We start from the raw sequence: 17,788 nt of genomic DNA on the forward strand, positions 1-17,788 counted from the left end.
GGTATAAATTTACGCTCAAATGTTCTATCTTAGGCTTGCGAGTTAGTCAGGAAGCCGTGACAAAAATTAGGGAAGCGTTTGATAATGCTTAAATTTAATTTCAGTAATCTCCGTAAGAGCCAGCAAACCCCATGGTTCATTATCGATGCCATCATGCTTGGCATGCTAACGATCAACCTATTACTTATTGTTTTCGATTCACTGTTTGATGTCGTTAGTATTAACGATGCATTACATCAGCACCTTCCTGCAATTGCTGAAGCTTACCAACCCATTCACGATAACTTTCTTCTTATCGACTTAATATTTATCAGTATTTTCCTTGTGGAGTTTTTCATCCGTTGGGCAGTTGCCATCAAAGAAAAAGAATATCTACGCTGGTATTTTTTCCCCTTTATCCATTGGTACGACCTAGTAGGGTGTATTCCTGTAACAACCGCTCGCGTTTTTAGGTTGTTACGCATCATATCAATACTGCATCGACTGCATAAATATCGCATAGTCGACCTAAAAGACACCGGTGTTTACCGTTTTTTCCGCTTTTACTACAACGTCTTTATAGAAGAGTTAAGCGACAGAATTGTAGTGAAAGTCTTAAGTGACGTGCAGCAAGATATTTCCGGTGATTCTGATCTTTTGAACAGGATACAAAGTCAGGTACTTGCGCCACGTAGAGTGGTGTTGCATCATTGGTTATCTTCCTTGGCACTACACGTTGGTGATTCAATTGCAGATCAACAAGTTGGAGAGTCAGTAAGAGAGCACATAGCGCTTAGTGTATCTGATGCAGTACGCAATAATGCTCAAGTTCAAACACTCACGTATCTACCGGTCGTTGGTTCGAGTATCGAAAGACTGTTAGAAACGGCAGTGGCAGACATTGTAGTACAAGCTATTGTTAACATGCTCCAAGATATGACACCTCAAAGAGTAGGCGACATAATCGATCATGGACTAACGGCGCCTTCTGTTGCAGAGCAAGCGCTGACGCAGGAAGTGTTAGGCATGGTGAACGAAACAATAGAGCTTGTGAAAGAACATGTCTCTGTACAACAATGGAAGGATAAACTTGATTAGATTCAATATGGTACGAGCACTTTTCCGCTCGCAACAAAAACCGCATAGGCAATCATCTTGGATGATGGTGCTTTGTGTGTGTGTTTGCTGTCTGACGTTTTCCCCCTTACCAGCCTATAGCGCGGATGGCACACTTGATAACCAATCAGGCAGACTCCGAACTGGTCTTAAAATCTTCCGCTCAATGCTCTTAGCCGACCGCGAAATCGGCAAAAAAGTGAACCAAGATGATGAAACTGACATTGTTTTCATATACCACTCCAACATCTCCAAAGCGAAACACTATGCTCGCTCTTTTGTTCGTATGGGGCGTTTAGAAAATAAAGGTCAAATAAAAGGCAGTCATGTAAAAGTACACCTTGTTCAACACCTTGATTTGGTTAAGGAAGTTAGCCTAAAGCCGGCTGCCATTTTTTTAGTCGATCCTTTGATTGAAGATAGGGTCAAAAGTATCGTCGATTACGGTATTGCACACGGCATCATTACCTTTTCACCATACGAAGGCGACGTTGAAAACGGCATTCTTGGTGGGCTTTTTACGACATCAAGAATCCATCCGTACGTCAATATCAACACTATTGAAAAGTCGAAAGTTCAGATCAAACCCTTTTTCTTAAAAGTTGCGAAAGCCTATGTCCCAGACAACATCAAGTAGGTTAAAAAGTACATCGTATTTCATTAATACGGTATTTTTGGTGCTCACCGTGGCGCTACAAGGGTTATTAACCTCTTATTGGTTCCAAGTGCTTGAGCCCGAACTTCGTAATAAAGCCAGTGTTGACGCTAAAATTATGGCTGAGGCCCAATCACTGCGCCTTGCAAGCCTAATTAATCAAATTCCTGTCGATGAAAACTTCGATCCTATTTACGAAATGATGGATAGGATCATGCTCTACAAAAATAATGAATCTTCGGATGCCATGTATGTGGGGATTCACATAGAAATAGATGAAGACTTCTACCCTTCCCTCCCACTCACAGCTGGTACCTTAGACTGTGAAACCTGTTTTCATTCGAATATCGAATTATTCTCCCCCGACACCTATGAACTCATCGGTTTGGTTCAATTTTGGACATCAGACTCTTTCTACCAAACGGTCGCCAACGATATTCGCAACCAGTTAGCAATTGAAGGCGCAATTAGTTTACTACTTCTATTAACCGCGTGGGGCTTATCCTTCTACATGCTTCGGACAATGAGCAAAGAAGAAGCACTGCGACGCCTCTCTGAACAAGCTCTGTATCGAAATCAAAAGAAATACCACCGATTATTGAGCAGCTTGAACCATTACTTTGTGTATACGCGCAACCCCAAAGGCGTGATAACCAGCACCAGTGACAATGTTTTCACGCTCTTTGGTTATCGAGAAAATGAAATGCAAGAGTTGGTTAACCTGCTAACAAATAACCCTATCAACCAAGTGGCAACACACTATTACTCAGGTGCTAGACATCCAGAAGATCAATTAGAGTTTGAAGCAGAAATCTTAGACAAATATGGTAACAAACGCTGGTTATTGCTTTCTGAAGTTAACCTTTACGACGAAAGCGGCAATTTTCTCAGTATTGAAGGCTTAGGACGGGATATTACCAAGCAAAAACAAATCGAATCGGCATTACGTGAAGCAAAAGAGCAAGCGGAAGTAGCAAATCAGGCAAAAGGGCAATTCCTCGCCAACATGAGCCATGAAATACGTACTCCTCTGAATGCCATCATTGGTAATACTTATTTGGCGCTTAATTCCAATCTTAATCGTAAGCAGCGCGGGCTGATTAAACGTGTCGATAGCTCCGCCCATGTACTGTTAAGTTTGGTCAACGATATTCTTGATATTTCAAAAATCGAAGCCGGTAAAATGGAACTTGAATCTATTCCTTTTACCATAGAAGAAATTCTTTCGAATTTATCTAATGTGACCGCTATACAAGCCTCAAATAAAGGCTTAGATATAATCTACTTTGTTGACCCAAGTATTCCCCAACCTTTAATGGGCGACCCACTCCGTCTAGGACAAATTTTATTAAACTTAGTTAACAACGCCATCAAGTTCACTGAGAAGGGCGAGATCCTAGTCTCGATTAAAATTAAATACATAGGCGAAGGCCATATTGAGCTTCAGTTTAGTATTAAAGATCAAGGCATCGGCATCGCCGAAGATAAACAAAAGCATCTATTTAGCTCATTTAATCAAGTTGATAACTCAATTACTCGCAAGTACGGCGGAACGGGTTTAGGTCTGTCGATTTGCGCCAAACTCGTTAACTTAATGGACGGCGAAATTTGGGTCGACAGTGAGTTTGGAAAAGGCAGTACCTTTAGTTTCACCGCCTATTTAGATCTTGCTCCTGAACAAGTGGCCTATCCTCAACAAGAAGCGGCACAACTGATAGAAGATGGACTAAAAGGTAAACATATCTTTATTGTGGACGACAGTACCACATCAACCTATGTACTGGCAGAAATGCTACACCACATGGGTTGCCACGTCAGTGTTGCCCATTCAGGCGCAGAGTGCTTGAAAAAGTTGCATGAAATAGATGAAACCGTTCATCTCATGATTATCGACTGGAAAATGCCAGAAATGGATGGTGTAGAGCTGATTAAACAAATCAATAGTCAGCGTATTAAGGCTTCACTTCCAGATTCACAAAAGCACTCTCAACCCGCCATTATCATGCTAACAGCCTATGGTCATAATGAAGACTACATAAAGGAAACACAGGACTTACCCTTATCAAGTCAACTTTCCAAACCTGTTACCCAACACAAGCTCTTTGAAGCGATTAACGAAGCCCTATTCGACAAACAAGCTCCTCAAGAAATTGATCATTCTCCCTGTTTAAATGGTGGCGTCTGCGAAGGCAAAAAGGTCTTACTTGCAGAAGACAACAAACTCAACCAAGAAGTGGTACTTGGCCTCTTAGATGATATTCATGTTCAAGTTGTCATTGCCAACAATGGACAAGAAGCCATTACACGAGCGAAAGAACAAAAGTTTGATCTCATATTGATGGATATTCAAATGCCGGAAGTTGATGGTCTCACCGCGAGCAAAACCTTAATCAATGAACTGAAAGTAACTACCCCAATTATTGCAATGACAGCCCATGCAATGAAGGAAGACAGAGAAAGAAGCCTGCAAGCAGGTATGGTTGATCATTTAAGTAAACCCATTGATGTCGAACTGTTTTACAGCACCATTGGGAAATATCTATCTGTTAATACCACTGTCGATGTTGAAGATAGAAAATCTGAGATAAGTGATCTGCCCTACATAAGAGGCATTAACCTTGAATCCGCTTTAAAGCGGATGGGTTATAAAACGAACTTATTAGACAGTTTATTAGGCGAGTTCCATCATGACTATGAAACCTTTAATCAAAGGTTCGAAAACTATCATAAATCCAATAATTTAGAAGCGATGCTCCACCATATTCACAAACTCAAAGGTGAAGCAGGTAACATTTCGGCAAACGATATTCACCACCTTGCAGGCAAAATAGAAAGCCAATTACGTTTACACAACCAAGTCACAAAAGATGAGCTAAATAGCCTTTTTGAGCAAATGGATAGCTTAATCACGGCCATCAATGAATATTTAAATAGTGCTAAAAAACTAAAAGAATCAAGTAGTTTAGAAAAAACAACACAAATTGATACGGAAAATATTATTCCCCTGATTGAACAACTTGAGAATATGCTGCAAACTCAGCAGTTAGATGCAATTGAATTTGGTGAGACTTTAGTCAACAAAATACCGGATGAGCAATACGGGCCAACCAAACAGACCCTAATTGCCAGTTTAGGACGACTTGATTTTGAAGAAGCAAGTCAATCCGCCAAAAGGTTAAAGCAAGAAATAGAAGCTGATAGTGCTTAATAAACAATAACTCAGTGCAGTAATTACTTGTGACAATGATAAATCGGTGCAGCCGTTGAGTGAAGTGAACGAAAAACAGACGGTTTTGATCGTTGATGATTCTATCAACAATATTAAAACCTTGGGCGAAATCATTCGCACAGAATGCAACATCATATTTGCGAGAAGTGGCAAAGAAGCGCTGTCGCTTGCCCAAAAGATGCGCCCAGATCTTATCCTGCTTGATGTAATGATGCCCGAAATGGACGGCTACGAAGTCTGTTCTCGCCTTAAAGAAAACAAATTCACCGATATGATCCCTGTCATTTTTGTCACCTCATTGGATAGCGAAGATGACGAACAAAAAGGGTTAGAGCTCGGTGCTATTGATTACATCGCGAAACCTTTTCACCCTTCAATCGTTAAAATGCGGATCCGCAACCATTTAGAATTGGTACGTTATCGTAATCAACTTAAGCATTTATCCACCACCGATGGCTTAACCGGTATTGCGAATCGTCGTCGATTTGACGATCAACTGTATATTGAGTGGGGTCGCGCCCTTCGAGAGCACGATCCCCTTAGCCTAATCTTCCTCGATATTGATAATTTCAAAAAATACAATGATTACTACGGGCATTTACAAGGTGATGAATGTTTACGCACCATAGCCCAAACGATTGAGCAATGTTACAAGCGCGAAACCGACATTGTTGCTCGATATGGTGGAGAAGAGTTTGCTATCGTATTGCCAAATACAGATTTGGAAGGCGCTAAGTCTTGCGCAGACAAATTGGTCGATACCATTCGCGCTCTCGCCCTGCCCCATCCAGAAAATAAGGATTACGGCATCATCACAATTAGTATTGGGCTATCGAGTGTTGTACCTAATCCCAACATCACGCCTGAGCAAGTGCTTAATTTTGTTGATGGCTGTATGTATGAAGCAAAGGAAACTGGTCGCAATAAATGTATCGCAAGGGCATTTAAAGCTTAAATCCCTTAACATACATATTCAGTGGTTTGCTTTGCCCAAAATGCATCCAAAAGACATATTTACATCTTAATCCCGTTCAATACTTCTTCGCTCATTCAGAAAAATTATATTTTTCAATTACCTAGCGTCACAAGATACAGAAACCTACGAACCACCGCCACAAAAAAGACATTTTTTTAGCTAATATTTAATTATCCTTATGGTATTTTAAAAATAGCCATGTTAAATTCCCATTTGAGACACTTTTATATCCACAAAGAGGAAACAACATGAAATTAAAAAATAAACTTATCCCACTTACATTAAGTGCATTACTTGTATCTCAAGCAACCAGTGCAGGCAGTCACTCTCTTTCCTTTGGTATTCAAGCAGCCAATATTAACAGCGAGAATGCCTCCTTATCATACAACAAGGAAGAGGGAGTTATTGTTGCAAGCGGCAATGGCGAAGGCGTTATTCCTCCTAAGCCAAAATCAATTTCACCTGAAGAAAGTTCGGTGTGCTTCCTTGGTTTCTGCCTAAAGCCTTAATCTAAGGTTGAAATAATTATGAGCTGGAATGAAGCCGCATTAAGTATTGCTAAAAGCTTACCTTATTTATATACATTGCTATTTGTTTTTAGTGTAGGGACAACAAAACATCTCTCATCAGTATCGATTATCGTGGTAATCCTAGCGCTCGCTGAGTTTTTCTCTGCAACGCTAAATACGCCATTAATTCGTTTCATTTACGATCAGGATGTTGAGTTTGTTCTAAGGGTAGGCTTTTGGGTTATTTTATGGTCGATTTTCAGCTTTCTTGTGGTACTTATTCTGCAAAAATGCCATGAATGGACCAATACCAGTAAAGGCAAAGAACTCAGAATTGTGCAAGGCGCATACGTCATTAGCATCGTATTGCACTTGCTTATGTTCCTCAACCAAATGCTGATACATATGAGTATTTTGGATAGAGTCTACAATTTTGGCATTCCTTTTATTAACTTTTCGATAGCAGGATATTTATTACTCCAAGTGCTTTCTCAGGGAGGTTTGAAATGGAGACAGCATGCTTAATCCTTATCTCAATTTTGTTAAGTTGCCTACTGATGTTAACTTGGCGAATTTTTCAGCGCGATTTTACAGCAGCAAGGAATAAACCAAACATACTCGCTTTTCATGAAGCAATTGTTGAGGGAGTTATGTTGTCGGAACGATGTCTACTGTCACGCCTATCAGCAAACGACGTTGACGCTTTGTTCCTAGCTCAAGCGGAATTGGAACAATGGGAGCTTAAAATCCTGCAACTCACTCGATTCGAGGTTGTCGATTACCCATGACGTTAGAAAATCTCGCTGTGTTGAGTATTGTGTACTTATTGTTTCGCATCAGCATTCATACGATCCGACTTTTTCGGCAACCCTACCAAGCCTCACCTCCCGCTCATTTACACGCTAAAAGGCTCATATTTCAACGCAAAGCAATAATAGATAGCGGTAATATCAATGCTCAAAAAGCGTGGCTAAAAGAAGCAAAAAATTACTTAAAAATGGATGAGCACTAAAAAATCGTACAAAGAAACAATGTGGTTAGCGCACTTTTATACGCCAATACTCAGCATCGGGAAACCTGTGCTCCATCGCATAATAAAGTCGACGAGCGCCTTGATGCTTATCAAATACCTCTTGCACTGCGGCATAATAATCAACGAGGGCAATTGCGCTTTCAGTAGCTTGATGCGTCTTGATTATCGCCTCAGCACCTCTAATGCCACTATACAAGGCAAAGAAAATTCCTTGCGACGATAACGGGTCAAGACTCAAGATAGCATCCCCAACAGCAATAAAGTCAGAATAGGTTTCCGCTTGTATAAGGCGAGAAACGCTAGCGTCCGCGAGTAAAATAGGCGCTTGTAATTGCCGTGGCGAAAATGAAACGGGTAAACACGAAGATTGGTTCAACGCCTCTAAAAAGCAATAAACATCAGTTAAGACTTTAGCCTCTTTCTGTAATGAAAACTTAGCGATCACTCGAATCGAAAGACCTTTCTCGGAATACATGGGTAATCGAGCGCTATACCACCATCCATCTTTTACTGATTTTATCCGCGTGACTTTCTCTTTATCGGATGCGTCTGATTCAACCCAAGCTACGGAAGCCATTTGGCGATCCAAATGACACTTTTTCAAACCCAACAATTTTGCGACAACGGAAGCTCTTCCTGACGCATCAATAAGATAACGACAAGTCAGTGCCTCTTGCTCGCAACTAACCTGAACATTCCATCCTTGAGAAGTGCGATTTACAACCGTTATTTTTGCTTCCTTGTGCTCAACTAATCGCGCTAATGTTAATTCAAATAACGCATTGTTAAATGCACGGCGATTAAGGTGCCAACCGCCTCCTTGGGGGTTTTGAATAGCATCATTTCGAACCCAATTATCACCTCCCCAAGCAGACACATTGCCTCGACAGACATCGTAAGCGTCTGAAGATAACCAATGTTCAAAATTAGCAATACCAATACGATCTAAAAGCGGTAATGCTGCACCGGGCAGGGATTCCCCAACAAAAGTCATTGGTTGTCTGTACCAAGAAAAAACACTCACATTAAAGGTTAAGAATAGACTCTGAAATCTTGTTAAGCCAATGGAAATTATGAAAAGATTTTTGGTAAGAAAGAACGAATCGATAAACTCAGAAATGAATAGGTTAAGCCCAAAAAAAGAAGCCGACCAAAACTTGGTCGACTTCACATTTTAAAACATTTGTTTTTGTCTTGATAACTTAGGCTGCGGCAGGCATTGCGTCATGTGCTTCGTCGCTTTTCTTCAAGCCAAATCCAGTGTCGCCATAAACAAGCAGGACAGCAACAAAACCAAAGATAGGTAAATGCCCCATTAGCTCATCAAGGCCAGAAATAACACCGGTTGATGCGAAGAAGAAGGCAATAACAAGCAACACATAACGCGTCGCTAAACCAAGTGTTAGCATAATGCCAAACAATGATTCAAAGGTTCCGGCTGCAAGAGCGAAGTGCAAATGCGTAAAGTCTTCCCATCCGAAGAAGTTAGGGAAATTATAATAAGGGTGTTCTTCAAGGAAGAAATACGTTGCGGCAGGCTCATAAAATTTATTATGTATCGCCAACGTTAACAACTGAACCCCAAGACCAATACGCAAAACAATTGGTGCATAATGTTTCAGCTTGTCTAAGCCAAAACGAGCAAACATGCCACGATCAAACTGACTAATACGGGTAGAAATGAAGAAGTAGGCTAATCCAAGGCTCGCCATTTCGAAAAAGTAGTCAATACCACTTTCAAAGGAGAAGAAAAGCAACGATACCAAAGCAATCGCAAACAGCACCAACCCAGTAAAAGCTAAAGAGATTACCGATCCTATTAACACAAGCGACTGTAAAACAACTCCCACGATAATTCTTTCATGAGAAATAAAGAAGTGAGGACCTAAAAATTCTCCCAACAATAAATTGTGTAAAAACAGAAGGTTAACAAGGCCGAATAAGATATACCAACCAATATTATGTTTATCATTCCATTGGTTGAATAATGCGTTACCAAAGCGTTGACTGCTTTGACCTATTTTGGCAATCACAAGAACAGAGACAACAAATCCTGCTCCACCAAATAAGATTAATGCGGCGATCCAATCCATAGGCAGGCTCATCTTAGGTAGTTCAGTACCAACAGGCACAAACCAACGAACATGCGCGAAGGATTGGAATGACAATAAGGCTAACAAGCCAGTAAAAATACGTAGGATTGATGTTTTCATTGGTTATGACACCCTAAAAATTAATTGAGCTGGTTTCTGCTGCATACTTTTTATTTTGTTTTACGCCTTCCATTGGAGGAGCTTGAAGCCACTCTTTTTCCACTGCGATACCACCGTTTAGTGTCATTAGAAAAGCTTCCAATTGTTCCAACTGATGCGGAACAAGTTTGAGAGGTTCAACATCAATATGTACCCCCTTTTCTATCATTGGACGGTTGTAGTACTGAAGCACTTCATCAAGATTGTTGAAGACACCTGAATGCATATAAGGTGCTGTTAATGCAACGTTTCTTAGCGTAGGAACTTTGAATGCGCCTTCCAGCTCCATTCCATCTGCTTTAACAAAATTTAGCTCATCACACATTTCGGGTGTCGCATCACTAAACTTGCTTTTACAGTTAAATTCCTGTGCTAAAAGCTTAATTACACCTTCTTTTCGACCGATGTCTTTGCGATCAGTGTGTTCATCAGAGCCATCTGGTGCATTAATTGCTTTGAATTCAAAGCTACTCAGCATTGGTCCATTGTGACAGCTAATGCACTGCGCACTTTCCTCATCCATGAATAGCTTCAATCCCGCTATCTCTTTTTGATTAAGCGCGGATTTGTGCCCTTCCATGACTTCCCCTTGGTCATTCAAACTAGCAATATACTCGTCAAAACGACTTCGGGCCGGGACCAATTTCGCCTCGTACGCTCCAATCGCTTTTCCCACGTTGGTAAATACAAGGTTCACTTGCTCCCGATCTTCTTCTGACATTTGCGCCCACAACACATCACTATCCTGAACACCTGAATCAGGGCTAGCAAAAGGTGGAAAACGACGACTATCAGAAAAATCTGGTAACGTGCCGAAAACGGCTTCGTATTCTTCTTTATGTTTTTCTGCAACACGCAAAGCCACTAATGTTCTTGGCGTCCCGTGCTCATTCATACTTTCTAATGATTCTAGCGCTTGAGACCACAAGCTATCTCTGCGACCATCCCAAAATTGCCATGCCGACAACCCTGAACCAACAATAGTTGGCGTGTTACGAGTAATCGGTTCAGCTTCAGATATAGGCGTAGGCAAACCATCAGTGAATGCTTTTTCTGGATGATGACAACTGGCACACGAACGCTCTCGATTAATGCTCAAGTCTTCATCAAAAAATAATCGATGCCCAAAACGCTCTGCTTCTTCTACTCCAGCGTAACGATTAGTCAACGACTCGTAAGACTGCTCCATAATATTTTGCGGAATAGCAAGAGTTCGTAATATAGCAACTTCTTGTTCTTCCCATATTGTGCCGCCTTCTCCTTCAGGGAAAGCAATATTTAAGATGCCAATTAGCCCGATTATCCCAATCAGAGCTGTTACGCAAAGCGTTAAAAGTGGATGCGATCTCATTATTCAATTCCTTTAAACGTTCAAGCTCTTTCCACATCTACAACTTAAGAAAAGCGAGCAGACAAAATTTTCAATTTTTTCCCGTAGTGAAGCTCTATCTCCAGCGTTAACCTAACGTTGGTATCACCACGTTTTATGTCAAAATACAACTCCCAAACACCCGGCATCGAAAACTTAATTCCTTTAATGACGAATACCGAATCAGTTTGTTTCATGACTTTAGGTGTTGTTGGCATACCGTGACCATGCGAAGGCATACCACCGTCGAACACCATTTCCACCTCACTAAAAGCCTCACCGTCAATTTGCGCGACCTCAACATCCCAGTGCTGAATCTTGTTTAGCGCAAGAAAGTGACGCTTCCCTTGAATTTCAATAGCTAGGTCATGACTTTCAGATTTGAAGGTCATTACTGCATCCTCTTTACCCTCGAGATTAGAATCCTCACCTTTAGCTGAAACTGAAAACTGTACAGAAGCCAAAAACAAGGTAACAGCGCTTAAAAATATTTTTCCCTTAAACAAGCCAATTCCAGATCTCATGTTGTTTCCCACCTCACCATTTAACCTCAGAAATTATTTTACCTAAACAGGTTATCAAAAAGCCAGAAAAAAGATAGAGAGATATTGTTAAATAGATTCAAATATTTTTGAAAAGGAGTATTTTTTGAGAAGGTAAAGTCTAATTTTTCAACTAGCATCACATCCTATGAAATGCCATATCCCTTATATAACAACACGTTGAACAAAATTGAGTTAAGTTGACAATATATATTCACTCAAAATTATAATATATATTTATATATACATTTAATTTTAATATAAGCTTTGATTTTATTGGCTTTAGATGGGATTAGCTGTTCTTCCATGAGGTGATATTCCATTAATCGAGACTACTGTTACTCCTTATTCTAAATCATATCCATATCTTTACCAGTCCGGCGTGAAGATTTTTATCTTTTTTATCAAATTGAGGCGTACTCAGAACTTACCTTTTTTCTTACAAACCCTTTTAACATAGGCTCTACAAGAGTAAAAATATGTAATTGAACGGTAAGTTATCGACAATTCACTGACGATACAAATTTTTATTTAAATGAAATATTTTCGTTCCCTTTTGAGAAAAATGTCACATATGGCAAAACAAATCCAGCCTACAAGCACCATACAGAAAGCCAAAAATCCACTCAAAAAGGAAGTGTAAATAAAGAAGGGAAAATGGAAAATAGCAATAGATAAATATGATTTTATAAATAAGTAATTACTACAAATAAATGACACATTATCTGTTTTAAGTAAGAGACTGTCATTAAATAGCAATATATATATACTTTATTTTGAAAATTAAATTTAACAATTTTGTTAACAATTGTTCCAAATATATTTGATAACACTTTCTACATATCACTTTTAAATTCTGAAAACCACGATCTAATTATTAATATTACGGTATTAATTAAGACATAAATTCTTAAATAGAGAGAAAGTAATATCATGATACTACGCAATTAACTTTGCACTCAATATAAATGAAAACGCTTACTAAAATTGCCGAATAACGCAAAGGGTTAATTTTATTGGCGATGTAGCGCCTATCCCCAGATGACAAGCACTACGAAAAAGAACGAAATGACTACAGAGGGAAGACCTTGGGCTTTTTAATACACAATCCCATTTCAATAACATCACCTTGGCTAAAATTATATTTAAGGTGGGAATAAAGGGTAACAATAGACCTGCTTACCGCTAACTCCACTTCATATTGAATGACCGATCCATTGTAAATTCGGTTAATTATCTTACCGATTTTAGCGGTTAGTTCTTGTGGGTCTCGACCCTCATCAGAGCTGATTAATCTTTTAATATTAATATCGAAAGGTCTTATTAAAATCTCAACAATTTGTCCATTAAATAGATTAGGCTGTAAATGGGTTGTTAACACGCCGAGTTCGGTTAAAAGTTCACAATGATCCTCGTTAATCTGCACTTTTGCTTTTATGAAGCTACAGATTCCAAGCAAGGCGGCAATGGCTTGCGTTTTGGGTTGCTCATACAATGTTGCAGGCTCGTCCCACTGTAATAATCTTCTGTGTTGAATCACACCCATGACATCTGAAAATGCAAAGGCATCTTGTGGATCTTGAGTAGCAAGCACTGCCGCAATGTTTCCAGACTTAAGAACATTTCGTATTTTTTGGATTAGCTTAAGACGCTCGTTTGCGTTAACCCGAGAGAAAATGTCTTCTAGTAGTACAACGCTCGGTTCCGTCGCTAACGCTCGTGCAAAAGCAACGAGAACCTTTTGTTCCGCAGACAAGGCGTTAATGTGACTCAATTTGTGTGCATCTAGCATTAGTTCGGTCAATATATCCGCTATTTTGCGAGTTTTATCCTTGGCGTTATTTGTCGACAATCCAAAAGCAATATTTTGTTCTACCGTTAAATGAGGAAACAGAGCCAAATCCGAGAACACGACTCCCATTCCTCGTTGATGAGGCTTAACTTGATTACCTTGGGCTGCAACTACTTGCCCTTCGATAATGATCTGGCCTGAGTTAATAGAACTGAATCCTGAAATTGCTTCAATAATGGCCTGTTTGCTGGCGATGTCCTCACCTAGCAAGCTCACCATCACTCCTGAATTGACGTTGAAACTCAAATCATCGATAAAGGTGTTGTCGCTTAGTTGAAGAGTCACATTATCCAGACGTAGCATTATCGCACTCCTTGCTTTCGCGTATTCCATATTAAAAATAGAACGGGAATACTCCCTATTATCACCATGCTCATTGCACTTAAATATACCCAATCCGAATGACCTATTGACGCGAATGCAACCGGCAAGTCACGAACCAATACCAGCAGAATCATCAATATGACTATCCCATTTTCTTTTTTGAACATCTTCGCTAAAAGTGTGCTGATCAACTGAATATATTGAGGGTTCCCATGGTGGGTTAGCACTCTAAGCTGAGAGACTTCTAGCTGTTCAAGCATGATAAAAACGACGTATGTAATGATACCGACATAATGAAGGCAGTAAGCTAAAAGGAAGGCCGACAACACATCCCCCTCCCAGTAAGCAAGCAAGATTATTGTTCCCACAGCCACCGCAATAAATGGGAGAACCCTGCTCACTTTACCTACTACTGTGGTTAAACGTACTAAACGCGCTTTCGACTTCCTCACCACAAGGCTCGCCAATGTCACCAATACAACAACCGATGCAACAACCAGAACAAGCGCGAGATTACTCCACAATTCGAAAATAGACCTAGCGTTGGAGTACTCCCATTTTATTTTCGCCCCCCAAAGAAGCAGTTGTGAAATTGGAATAATGAACCCCATGATAAGTAAGGAAGCAAAGAAAGCGGTAACTAAACCCCCCTTAGTTTTACTCAAAATTTCTCTAGAAATTGGTATAGATTCTTCACCTGACGGGCAATATCGGTCTTTTTTTAACAAATAATTTACAAAGGGCAAAAATAAAACCACAAAAAGTACAAGGAGGAACACGAGTGAAGAAACGCCTAACACGATGTTTTTATTGTCTAGCGCTTGAAAAGTACCCATTGCCAATGTTTCAACAGATAAAAAAGAAACCACTCCTATATCAAATACGCTAACTGACATCACCAACAAGCCGGCTAACACAGTGAAAGGTAACGCCATAGGCAGTGCAATCTGAGTAAGATGAATCCAGCGGCTTACTCCCAAACTTATTGATGCTTTATGCAGATTGCCAGATTGAATCAGAAACGCATAACGAGCAAATAAGTATACGACTGGAAATAACGTCAGCGTAAATATGCTAATAGCTGTTAATAAAGGCGGAAAAGGTAAGAAGTCAACATGACCATTGGCTTTAACATATCCTGGGATTGTTAAAGGCAGTAACAAAGCCCACTGAAAGAAATCGCGAAATGGAAACTGGTATCTCACCATGTACCAAGCACTGCATGTTCCAATGATGATGCATCCGAAAAATACGCCTAAAAGCAGAATCAACGCGTTCCAAGAATACAGTATGAACGCATCTATTTGCGTTGTGCCTATGCTCTCCCATTCAGAGAAAACCCATACAGAGGTGAATGCAACCAATGGTAGCAGCATCAATGCAGCGAATAATAAGGCAGAATATTTCCATTGGCTTATCAACAACACGGACTGGCTCACTTTGGTTATCTGAAATTAAATATTGACGCGGTTTACTGCCAGTTCGCGCTTTAGGGCTCAGGCTTATTTAAACACAATTAGCAATGGAGAAATGTGTTATCACTGACACCCGAAGAGAGCATTATAATACACATTCAGGTTAAATTTCCTCACAAATATGTCAGTAAAATTAAGGAAATATCAACCGTATAATGCTGATGAAAGGATCAGTAGGTGGGTTAAGGGGCGCTGGAAAGAACGAATCATGCCAGCGCATACAACAAGAATAGGAAAACTAAATGATTAGATGGCTATAATCACATGGGCACGTGTGCCATTTTCTGAGTACGTATATTCGTCTGTTAATTCATTAACTAAGCCTATACCTCTGCCGTGATGTTGGTCGGTGTCGGTGCTAGAAGCAACATCACTTAAATCGAACCCTTTCCCGGAATCTTTAACTTCCAATAAGAAACGATTCGGTTCAATTTCATATTTAAGTCGAATCTGAATATGCCCTTCTCGAAGTGACTCAACACGCTCCATACGCATATCAAAGTAATCCATAAAGCCTTCAGGCGTGTTTTTAAGATGAGATTCCAACCCTAAAATGCCATGCTCTAGAGCATTATTATATAACTCGCTTAGCACGGTAAATAACGTTGAGCGCACGCCGCTAAAAGCGGGATTTCCACTCAAAATAGTAATAATTTCAGAAACCGGATCTGATTCTCTGATCTGCTCAGCGTCCAAATCCAGTACCAGTTCAAAAGGAATAACTGGCTTTTTATGTAGTTTTTTCTCAAAACCTAACGATTGGCACGTATAACTTACAAAAGAAATGTCATCACTTTGTACATCAGAGGAATCATATCCTGCAAGGCGCGCGGCTAACTCCGCGACGGGGGCTTTGGGTTGTTCAACAATCCATTCTTCGAACCCTTCTTCCCCTAACATTTCACCCGCTTCGTTGTGAGCTTCAATTACGCCATCGGTGAACCCAATAAAACGATCACCAAGCTCTGCATCATAACGTTCGGATAGCGATTCAAAATCACTCATTTCTAGAATGCCCAATGCCATATGTTGAGATTTGAAACGCTTTTTCACTCTTCCATATGGATCGACCAGTAAAAAGTTCGGTAATCCACCATTCCACACATCCAGTAAACGACCGTTGTCCGAAACCTCAATAATAGCAGCCGCAAAAAACATGTCTGCTGGTAGAAAGTCTAAAAGGGTTTTATTAAAAATACTGGCCATTTCTGATACGGTGAGCCCCTTTTTGGACACACTCTGAAATGCTTTGGATATAGGAATTGCTCCAATAGCGGACGCCAATCCATGCCCCGTGAAATCACCGAGCACGATATATAAGCCACCATTTGGGCTACGCTCGATTAGCAATAAATCACCATTGAAACGGCTTGCTGGTGCAAGCTGATAGTCAATATATTGTGTTAAGTCTTCATCAAGAGTTAACACATTTTTGAAAATATGCTCGACGATAGCATGCTCACGCTTGATGTTATTTTGATGATAAAGCAGTTCTATATTTTGCTCATAAATGTCGCTGGCCATTTTGCGGGTTCGGGCATGAGCACTGATTTTTGCAGACAAGATAACTTTATTAAACGGCTTTGAAACGAAGTCATCACCACCCGCATCCAGACAGCGAGCCAGACTACTTTCATCATCCAGCGACGTAATAAATATAATAGGGAGGTACTGATCTTCAGATTGCCCTTTCACGGTTCTGGCAACTTCTAACCCATCAACATCGGGCATGACCACATCAAGCAAGATTAAATCAGGATCGACATCTGGGAACATCTCTATCGCTTGTGCTCCCCCTTCCGCTTCATAAATCTCGGTGAAGCCTTCTTCTTCAAGCATGTGACGAAGTAGGAAACGATTAATTGATTCATCATCAACAATTAGAATTCGCATGTAATACGGGACCTAGTTGGGCATGAAAATCACGTTAAGCACCTAACTACTTGGAAGGCTTAACAACATAGGACAACGAACGATGCCACCAGTTACTGGCATCTTGCACTAATTTTGGGGGAATTTAAACACCCCAAAGGTATCCTTTTTAAAACATGGCTTTGTCCGACTTAACTCTCGGCCTCGATTATCTCAAATTTTTTGTCGAAGCGAGAAATCTCAAAAATCTTTGCCACCTTAGACCCCACATTACAGATAGTAAAGGAAGACACTTGCCCTTCCATACTCTTATGCATGTTCAGCAACAAACCAAGCGCAGAACTATCTATGTACTGTGTTTTTTCCATGTCTATAGTGATTTTTTTAATTTCACTTGTACCTTCACTGTACGCGTCTCGAAATTCATTGACCATATTAAAATTAAATGTCTTATCCAGAGCAATGATTAGCTGCACACCATCCTCTGAAAAATATCTAGAAAGCCCCATAAATATTTCCTAAATTAAGTAAGCCAGCGAGTTACGTTTTGTACCACATTAAAAGCAACGTGCATAAAAGGACTCACATACTATACATTTTCGACT

Annotated in this window: 16 protein-coding genes; 8 read left to right on the forward strand and 8 right to left on the reverse strand. The window is 40.2% G+C overall.

Annotation, left to right across the window (positions count from 1 at the left end; translation table 11 throughout):
* The first annotated feature begins 84 nt into the window (after positions 1 to 84).
* The 7 genes from HJG39_RS10420 (at position 85) to HJG39_RS10450 (ending at position 7,252) form a co-directional block, all read left to right on the forward strand.
* On the forward strand, positions 85 to 1,077 hold the full coding sequence (locus HJG39_RS10420; protein WP_268409019.1) for an ion transporter: 993 nt from the start codon (positions 85 to 87) through the stop codon (positions 1,075 to 1,077).
* A complete protein-coding gene (locus HJG39_RS10425) occupies positions 1,070 to 1,732 on the forward strand; it encodes a hypothetical protein (RefSeq protein WP_268409020.1) in 663 nt (220 codons plus the stop codon). Before HJG39_RS10420 ends, HJG39_RS10425 begins: the two co-directional genes overlap by 8 nt.
* On the forward strand, positions 1,710 to 4,958 hold the full coding sequence (locus HJG39_RS10430) for a PAS domain-containing hybrid sensor histidine kinase/response regulator (RefSeq protein WP_268409021.1): 3,249 nt from the start codon (positions 1,710 to 1,712) through the stop codon (positions 4,956 to 4,958). Before HJG39_RS10425 ends, HJG39_RS10430 begins: the two co-directional genes overlap by 23 nt.
* A 64-nt stretch (positions 4,959 to 5,022) precedes the next feature.
* Positions 5,023 to 5,934, forward strand: coding sequence for a diguanylate cyclase domain-containing protein (locus HJG39_RS10435; protein WP_268409178.1), 912 nt, complete (start codon positions 5,023 to 5,025; stop codon positions 5,932 to 5,934).
* A 269-nt stretch (positions 5,935 to 6,203) separates the two neighbouring features.
* Positions 6,204 to 6,464 carry a hypothetical protein gene (locus tag HJG39_RS10440; RefSeq protein ID WP_268409022.1) on the forward strand — a complete coding sequence of 87 codons (261 nt, stop codon included), beginning with the start codon at positions 6,204 to 6,206 and terminating at the stop codon, positions 6,462 to 6,464.
* A gap of 18 nt (positions 6,465 to 6,482) precedes the next feature.
* Positions 6,483 to 6,989, forward strand: a complete 507-nt coding sequence (locus HJG39_RS10445; protein WP_268409023.1) for a hypothetical protein — start codon at positions 6,483 to 6,485, stop codon at positions 6,987 to 6,989.
* Complete coding sequence (locus HJG39_RS10450; protein ID WP_268409024.1) at positions 6,971 to 7,252, forward strand: hypothetical protein; 282 nt, start codon at positions 6,971 to 6,973, stop codon at positions 7,250 to 7,252. Before HJG39_RS10445 ends, HJG39_RS10450 begins: the two co-directional genes overlap by 19 nt.
* A gap of 249 nt (positions 7,253 to 7,501) precedes the next feature.
* On the opposite strand, the gene HJG39_RS10455 is transcribed toward HJG39_RS10450, so the two are convergent.
* The 6 genes from HJG39_RS10455 to HJG39_RS10480 form a co-directional block, all read right to left on the reverse strand.
* On the reverse strand, positions 7,502 to 8,491 hold the full coding sequence (locus HJG39_RS10455; protein ID WP_268409025.1) for an NAD(P)/FAD-dependent oxidoreductase: 990 nt from the start codon (positions 8,489 to 8,491) through the stop codon (positions 7,502 to 7,504).
* A 208-nt stretch (positions 8,492 to 8,699) separates the two neighbouring features.
* Positions 8,700 to 9,710 carry a hypothetical protein gene (locus tag HJG39_RS10460; protein ID WP_268409026.1) on the reverse strand — a complete coding sequence of 337 codons (1,011 nt, stop codon included), beginning with the start codon at positions 9,708 to 9,710 and terminating at the stop codon, positions 8,700 to 8,702.
* A 13-nt stretch (positions 9,711 to 9,723) separates the two neighbouring features.
* Complete coding sequence (locus HJG39_RS10465) at positions 9,724 to 11,100, reverse strand: cytochrome-c peroxidase (RefSeq protein ID WP_268409027.1); 1,377 nt, start codon at positions 11,098 to 11,100, stop codon at positions 9,724 to 9,726.
* Between the two features lie 44 nt (positions 11,101 to 11,144).
* The gene (locus tag HJG39_RS10470) at positions 11,145 to 11,642 is read right to left on the reverse strand and encodes a hypothetical protein (RefSeq protein WP_268409028.1); all 498 of its coding nucleotides are present in this window, start codon (positions 11,640 to 11,642) and stop codon (positions 11,145 to 11,147) included.
* 1,090 nt (positions 11,643 to 12,732) lie between these two features.
* Positions 12,733 to 13,815, reverse strand: a complete 1,083-nt coding sequence (locus HJG39_RS10475; RefSeq protein ID WP_268409029.1) for an ABC transporter ATP-binding protein — start codon at positions 13,813 to 13,815, stop codon at positions 12,733 to 12,735.
* On the reverse strand, positions 13,815 to 15,044 hold the full coding sequence (locus HJG39_RS10480; protein ID WP_268409030.1) for an ABC transporter permease subunit: 1,230 nt from the start codon (positions 15,042 to 15,044) through the stop codon (positions 13,815 to 13,817). Before HJG39_RS10480 ends, HJG39_RS10475 begins: the two co-directional genes overlap by 1 nt.
* Between HJG39_RS10480 and HJG39_RS10485 the strand changes: the two genes are divergently transcribed.
* Complete coding sequence (locus HJG39_RS10485) at positions 15,043 to 15,288, forward strand: hypothetical protein (RefSeq protein ID WP_268409031.1); 246 nt, start codon at positions 15,043 to 15,045, stop codon at positions 15,286 to 15,288. The genes HJG39_RS10480 and HJG39_RS10485 overlap by 2 nt on opposite strands.
* A 269-nt stretch (positions 15,289 to 15,557) precedes the next feature.
* Here the strand turns inward: HJG39_RS10485 and HJG39_RS10490 are convergent, their stop codons facing one another.
* The gene (locus HJG39_RS10490) at positions 15,558 to 17,204 is read right to left on the reverse strand and encodes an ATP-binding SpoIIE family protein phosphatase (protein ID WP_268409032.1); all 1,647 of its coding nucleotides are present in this window, start codon (positions 17,202 to 17,204) and stop codon (positions 15,558 to 15,560) included.
* Between the two features lie 170 nt (positions 17,205 to 17,374).
* Complete coding sequence (locus tag HJG39_RS10495; RefSeq protein WP_268409033.1) at positions 17,375 to 17,692, reverse strand: STAS domain-containing protein; 318 nt, start codon at positions 17,690 to 17,692, stop codon at positions 17,375 to 17,377.
* Positions 17,693 to 17,788: the final 96 nt, after the last annotated feature.

Source organism: Alteromonas sp. a30 (assembly GCF_026788005.1).
Taxonomy (GTDB): Bacteria; Pseudomonadota; Gammaproteobacteria; order Enterobacterales; family Alteromonadaceae; genus Paraneptunicella.

Bases quoted from the DNA above. Each gene is read 5' to 3' on its own strand.
- HJG39_RS10420 (WP_268409019.1), top strand. From the start codon at position 85: ATGCTTAAATTTAATTTCAGTAATCTCCGTAAGAGCCAGCAAACCCCA.
- HJG39_RS10430 (WP_268409021.1), top strand. From the start codon at position 1,710: ATGTCCCAGACAACATCAAGTAGGTTAAAAAGTACATCGTATTTCATT.
- HJG39_RS10440 (WP_268409022.1), top strand. From the start codon at position 6,204: ATGAAATTAAAAAATAAACTTATCCCACTTACATTAAGTGCATTACTT.
- HJG39_RS10445 (WP_268409023.1), top strand. From the start codon at position 6,483: ATGAGCTGGAATGAAGCCGCATTAAGTATTGCTAAAAGCTTACCTTAT.
- HJG39_RS10450 (WP_268409024.1), top strand. From the start codon at position 6,971: ATGGAGACAGCATGCTTAATCCTTATCTCAATTTTGTTAAGTTGCCTA.
- HJG39_RS10455 (WP_268409025.1), bottom strand. From the start codon at position 8,491: ATGACTTTTGTTGGGGAATCCCTGCCCGGTGCAGCATTACCGCTTTTA.
- HJG39_RS10460 (WP_268409026.1), bottom strand. From the start codon at position 9,710: ATGAAAACATCAATCCTACGTATTTTTACTGGCTTGTTAGCCTTATTG.
- HJG39_RS10465 (WP_268409027.1), bottom strand. From the start codon at position 11,100: ATGAGATCGCATCCACTTTTAACGCTTTGCGTAACAGCTCTGATTGGG.
- HJG39_RS10470 (WP_268409028.1), bottom strand. From the start codon at position 11,642: ATGAGATCTGGAATTGGCTTGTTTAAGGGAAAAATATTTTTAAGCGCT.
- HJG39_RS10475 (WP_268409029.1), bottom strand. From the start codon at position 13,815: ATGCTACGTCTGGATAATGTGACTCTTCAACTAAGCGACAACACCTTT.
- HJG39_RS10485 (WP_268409031.1), top strand. From the start codon at position 15,043: ATGTACCAAGCACTGCATGTTCCAATGATGATGCATCCGAAAAATACG.
- HJG39_RS10480 (WP_268409030.1), bottom strand. From the start codon at position 15,044: ATGGTGAGATACCAGTTTCCATTTCGCGATTTCTTTCAGTGGGCTTTG.
- HJG39_RS10490 (WP_268409032.1), bottom strand. From the start codon at position 17,204: ATGCGAATTCTAATTGTTGATGATGAATCAATTAATCGTTTCCTACTT.
- HJG39_RS10495 (WP_268409033.1), bottom strand. From the start codon at position 17,692: ATGGGGCTTTCTAGATATTTTTCAGAGGATGGTGTGCAGCTAATCATT.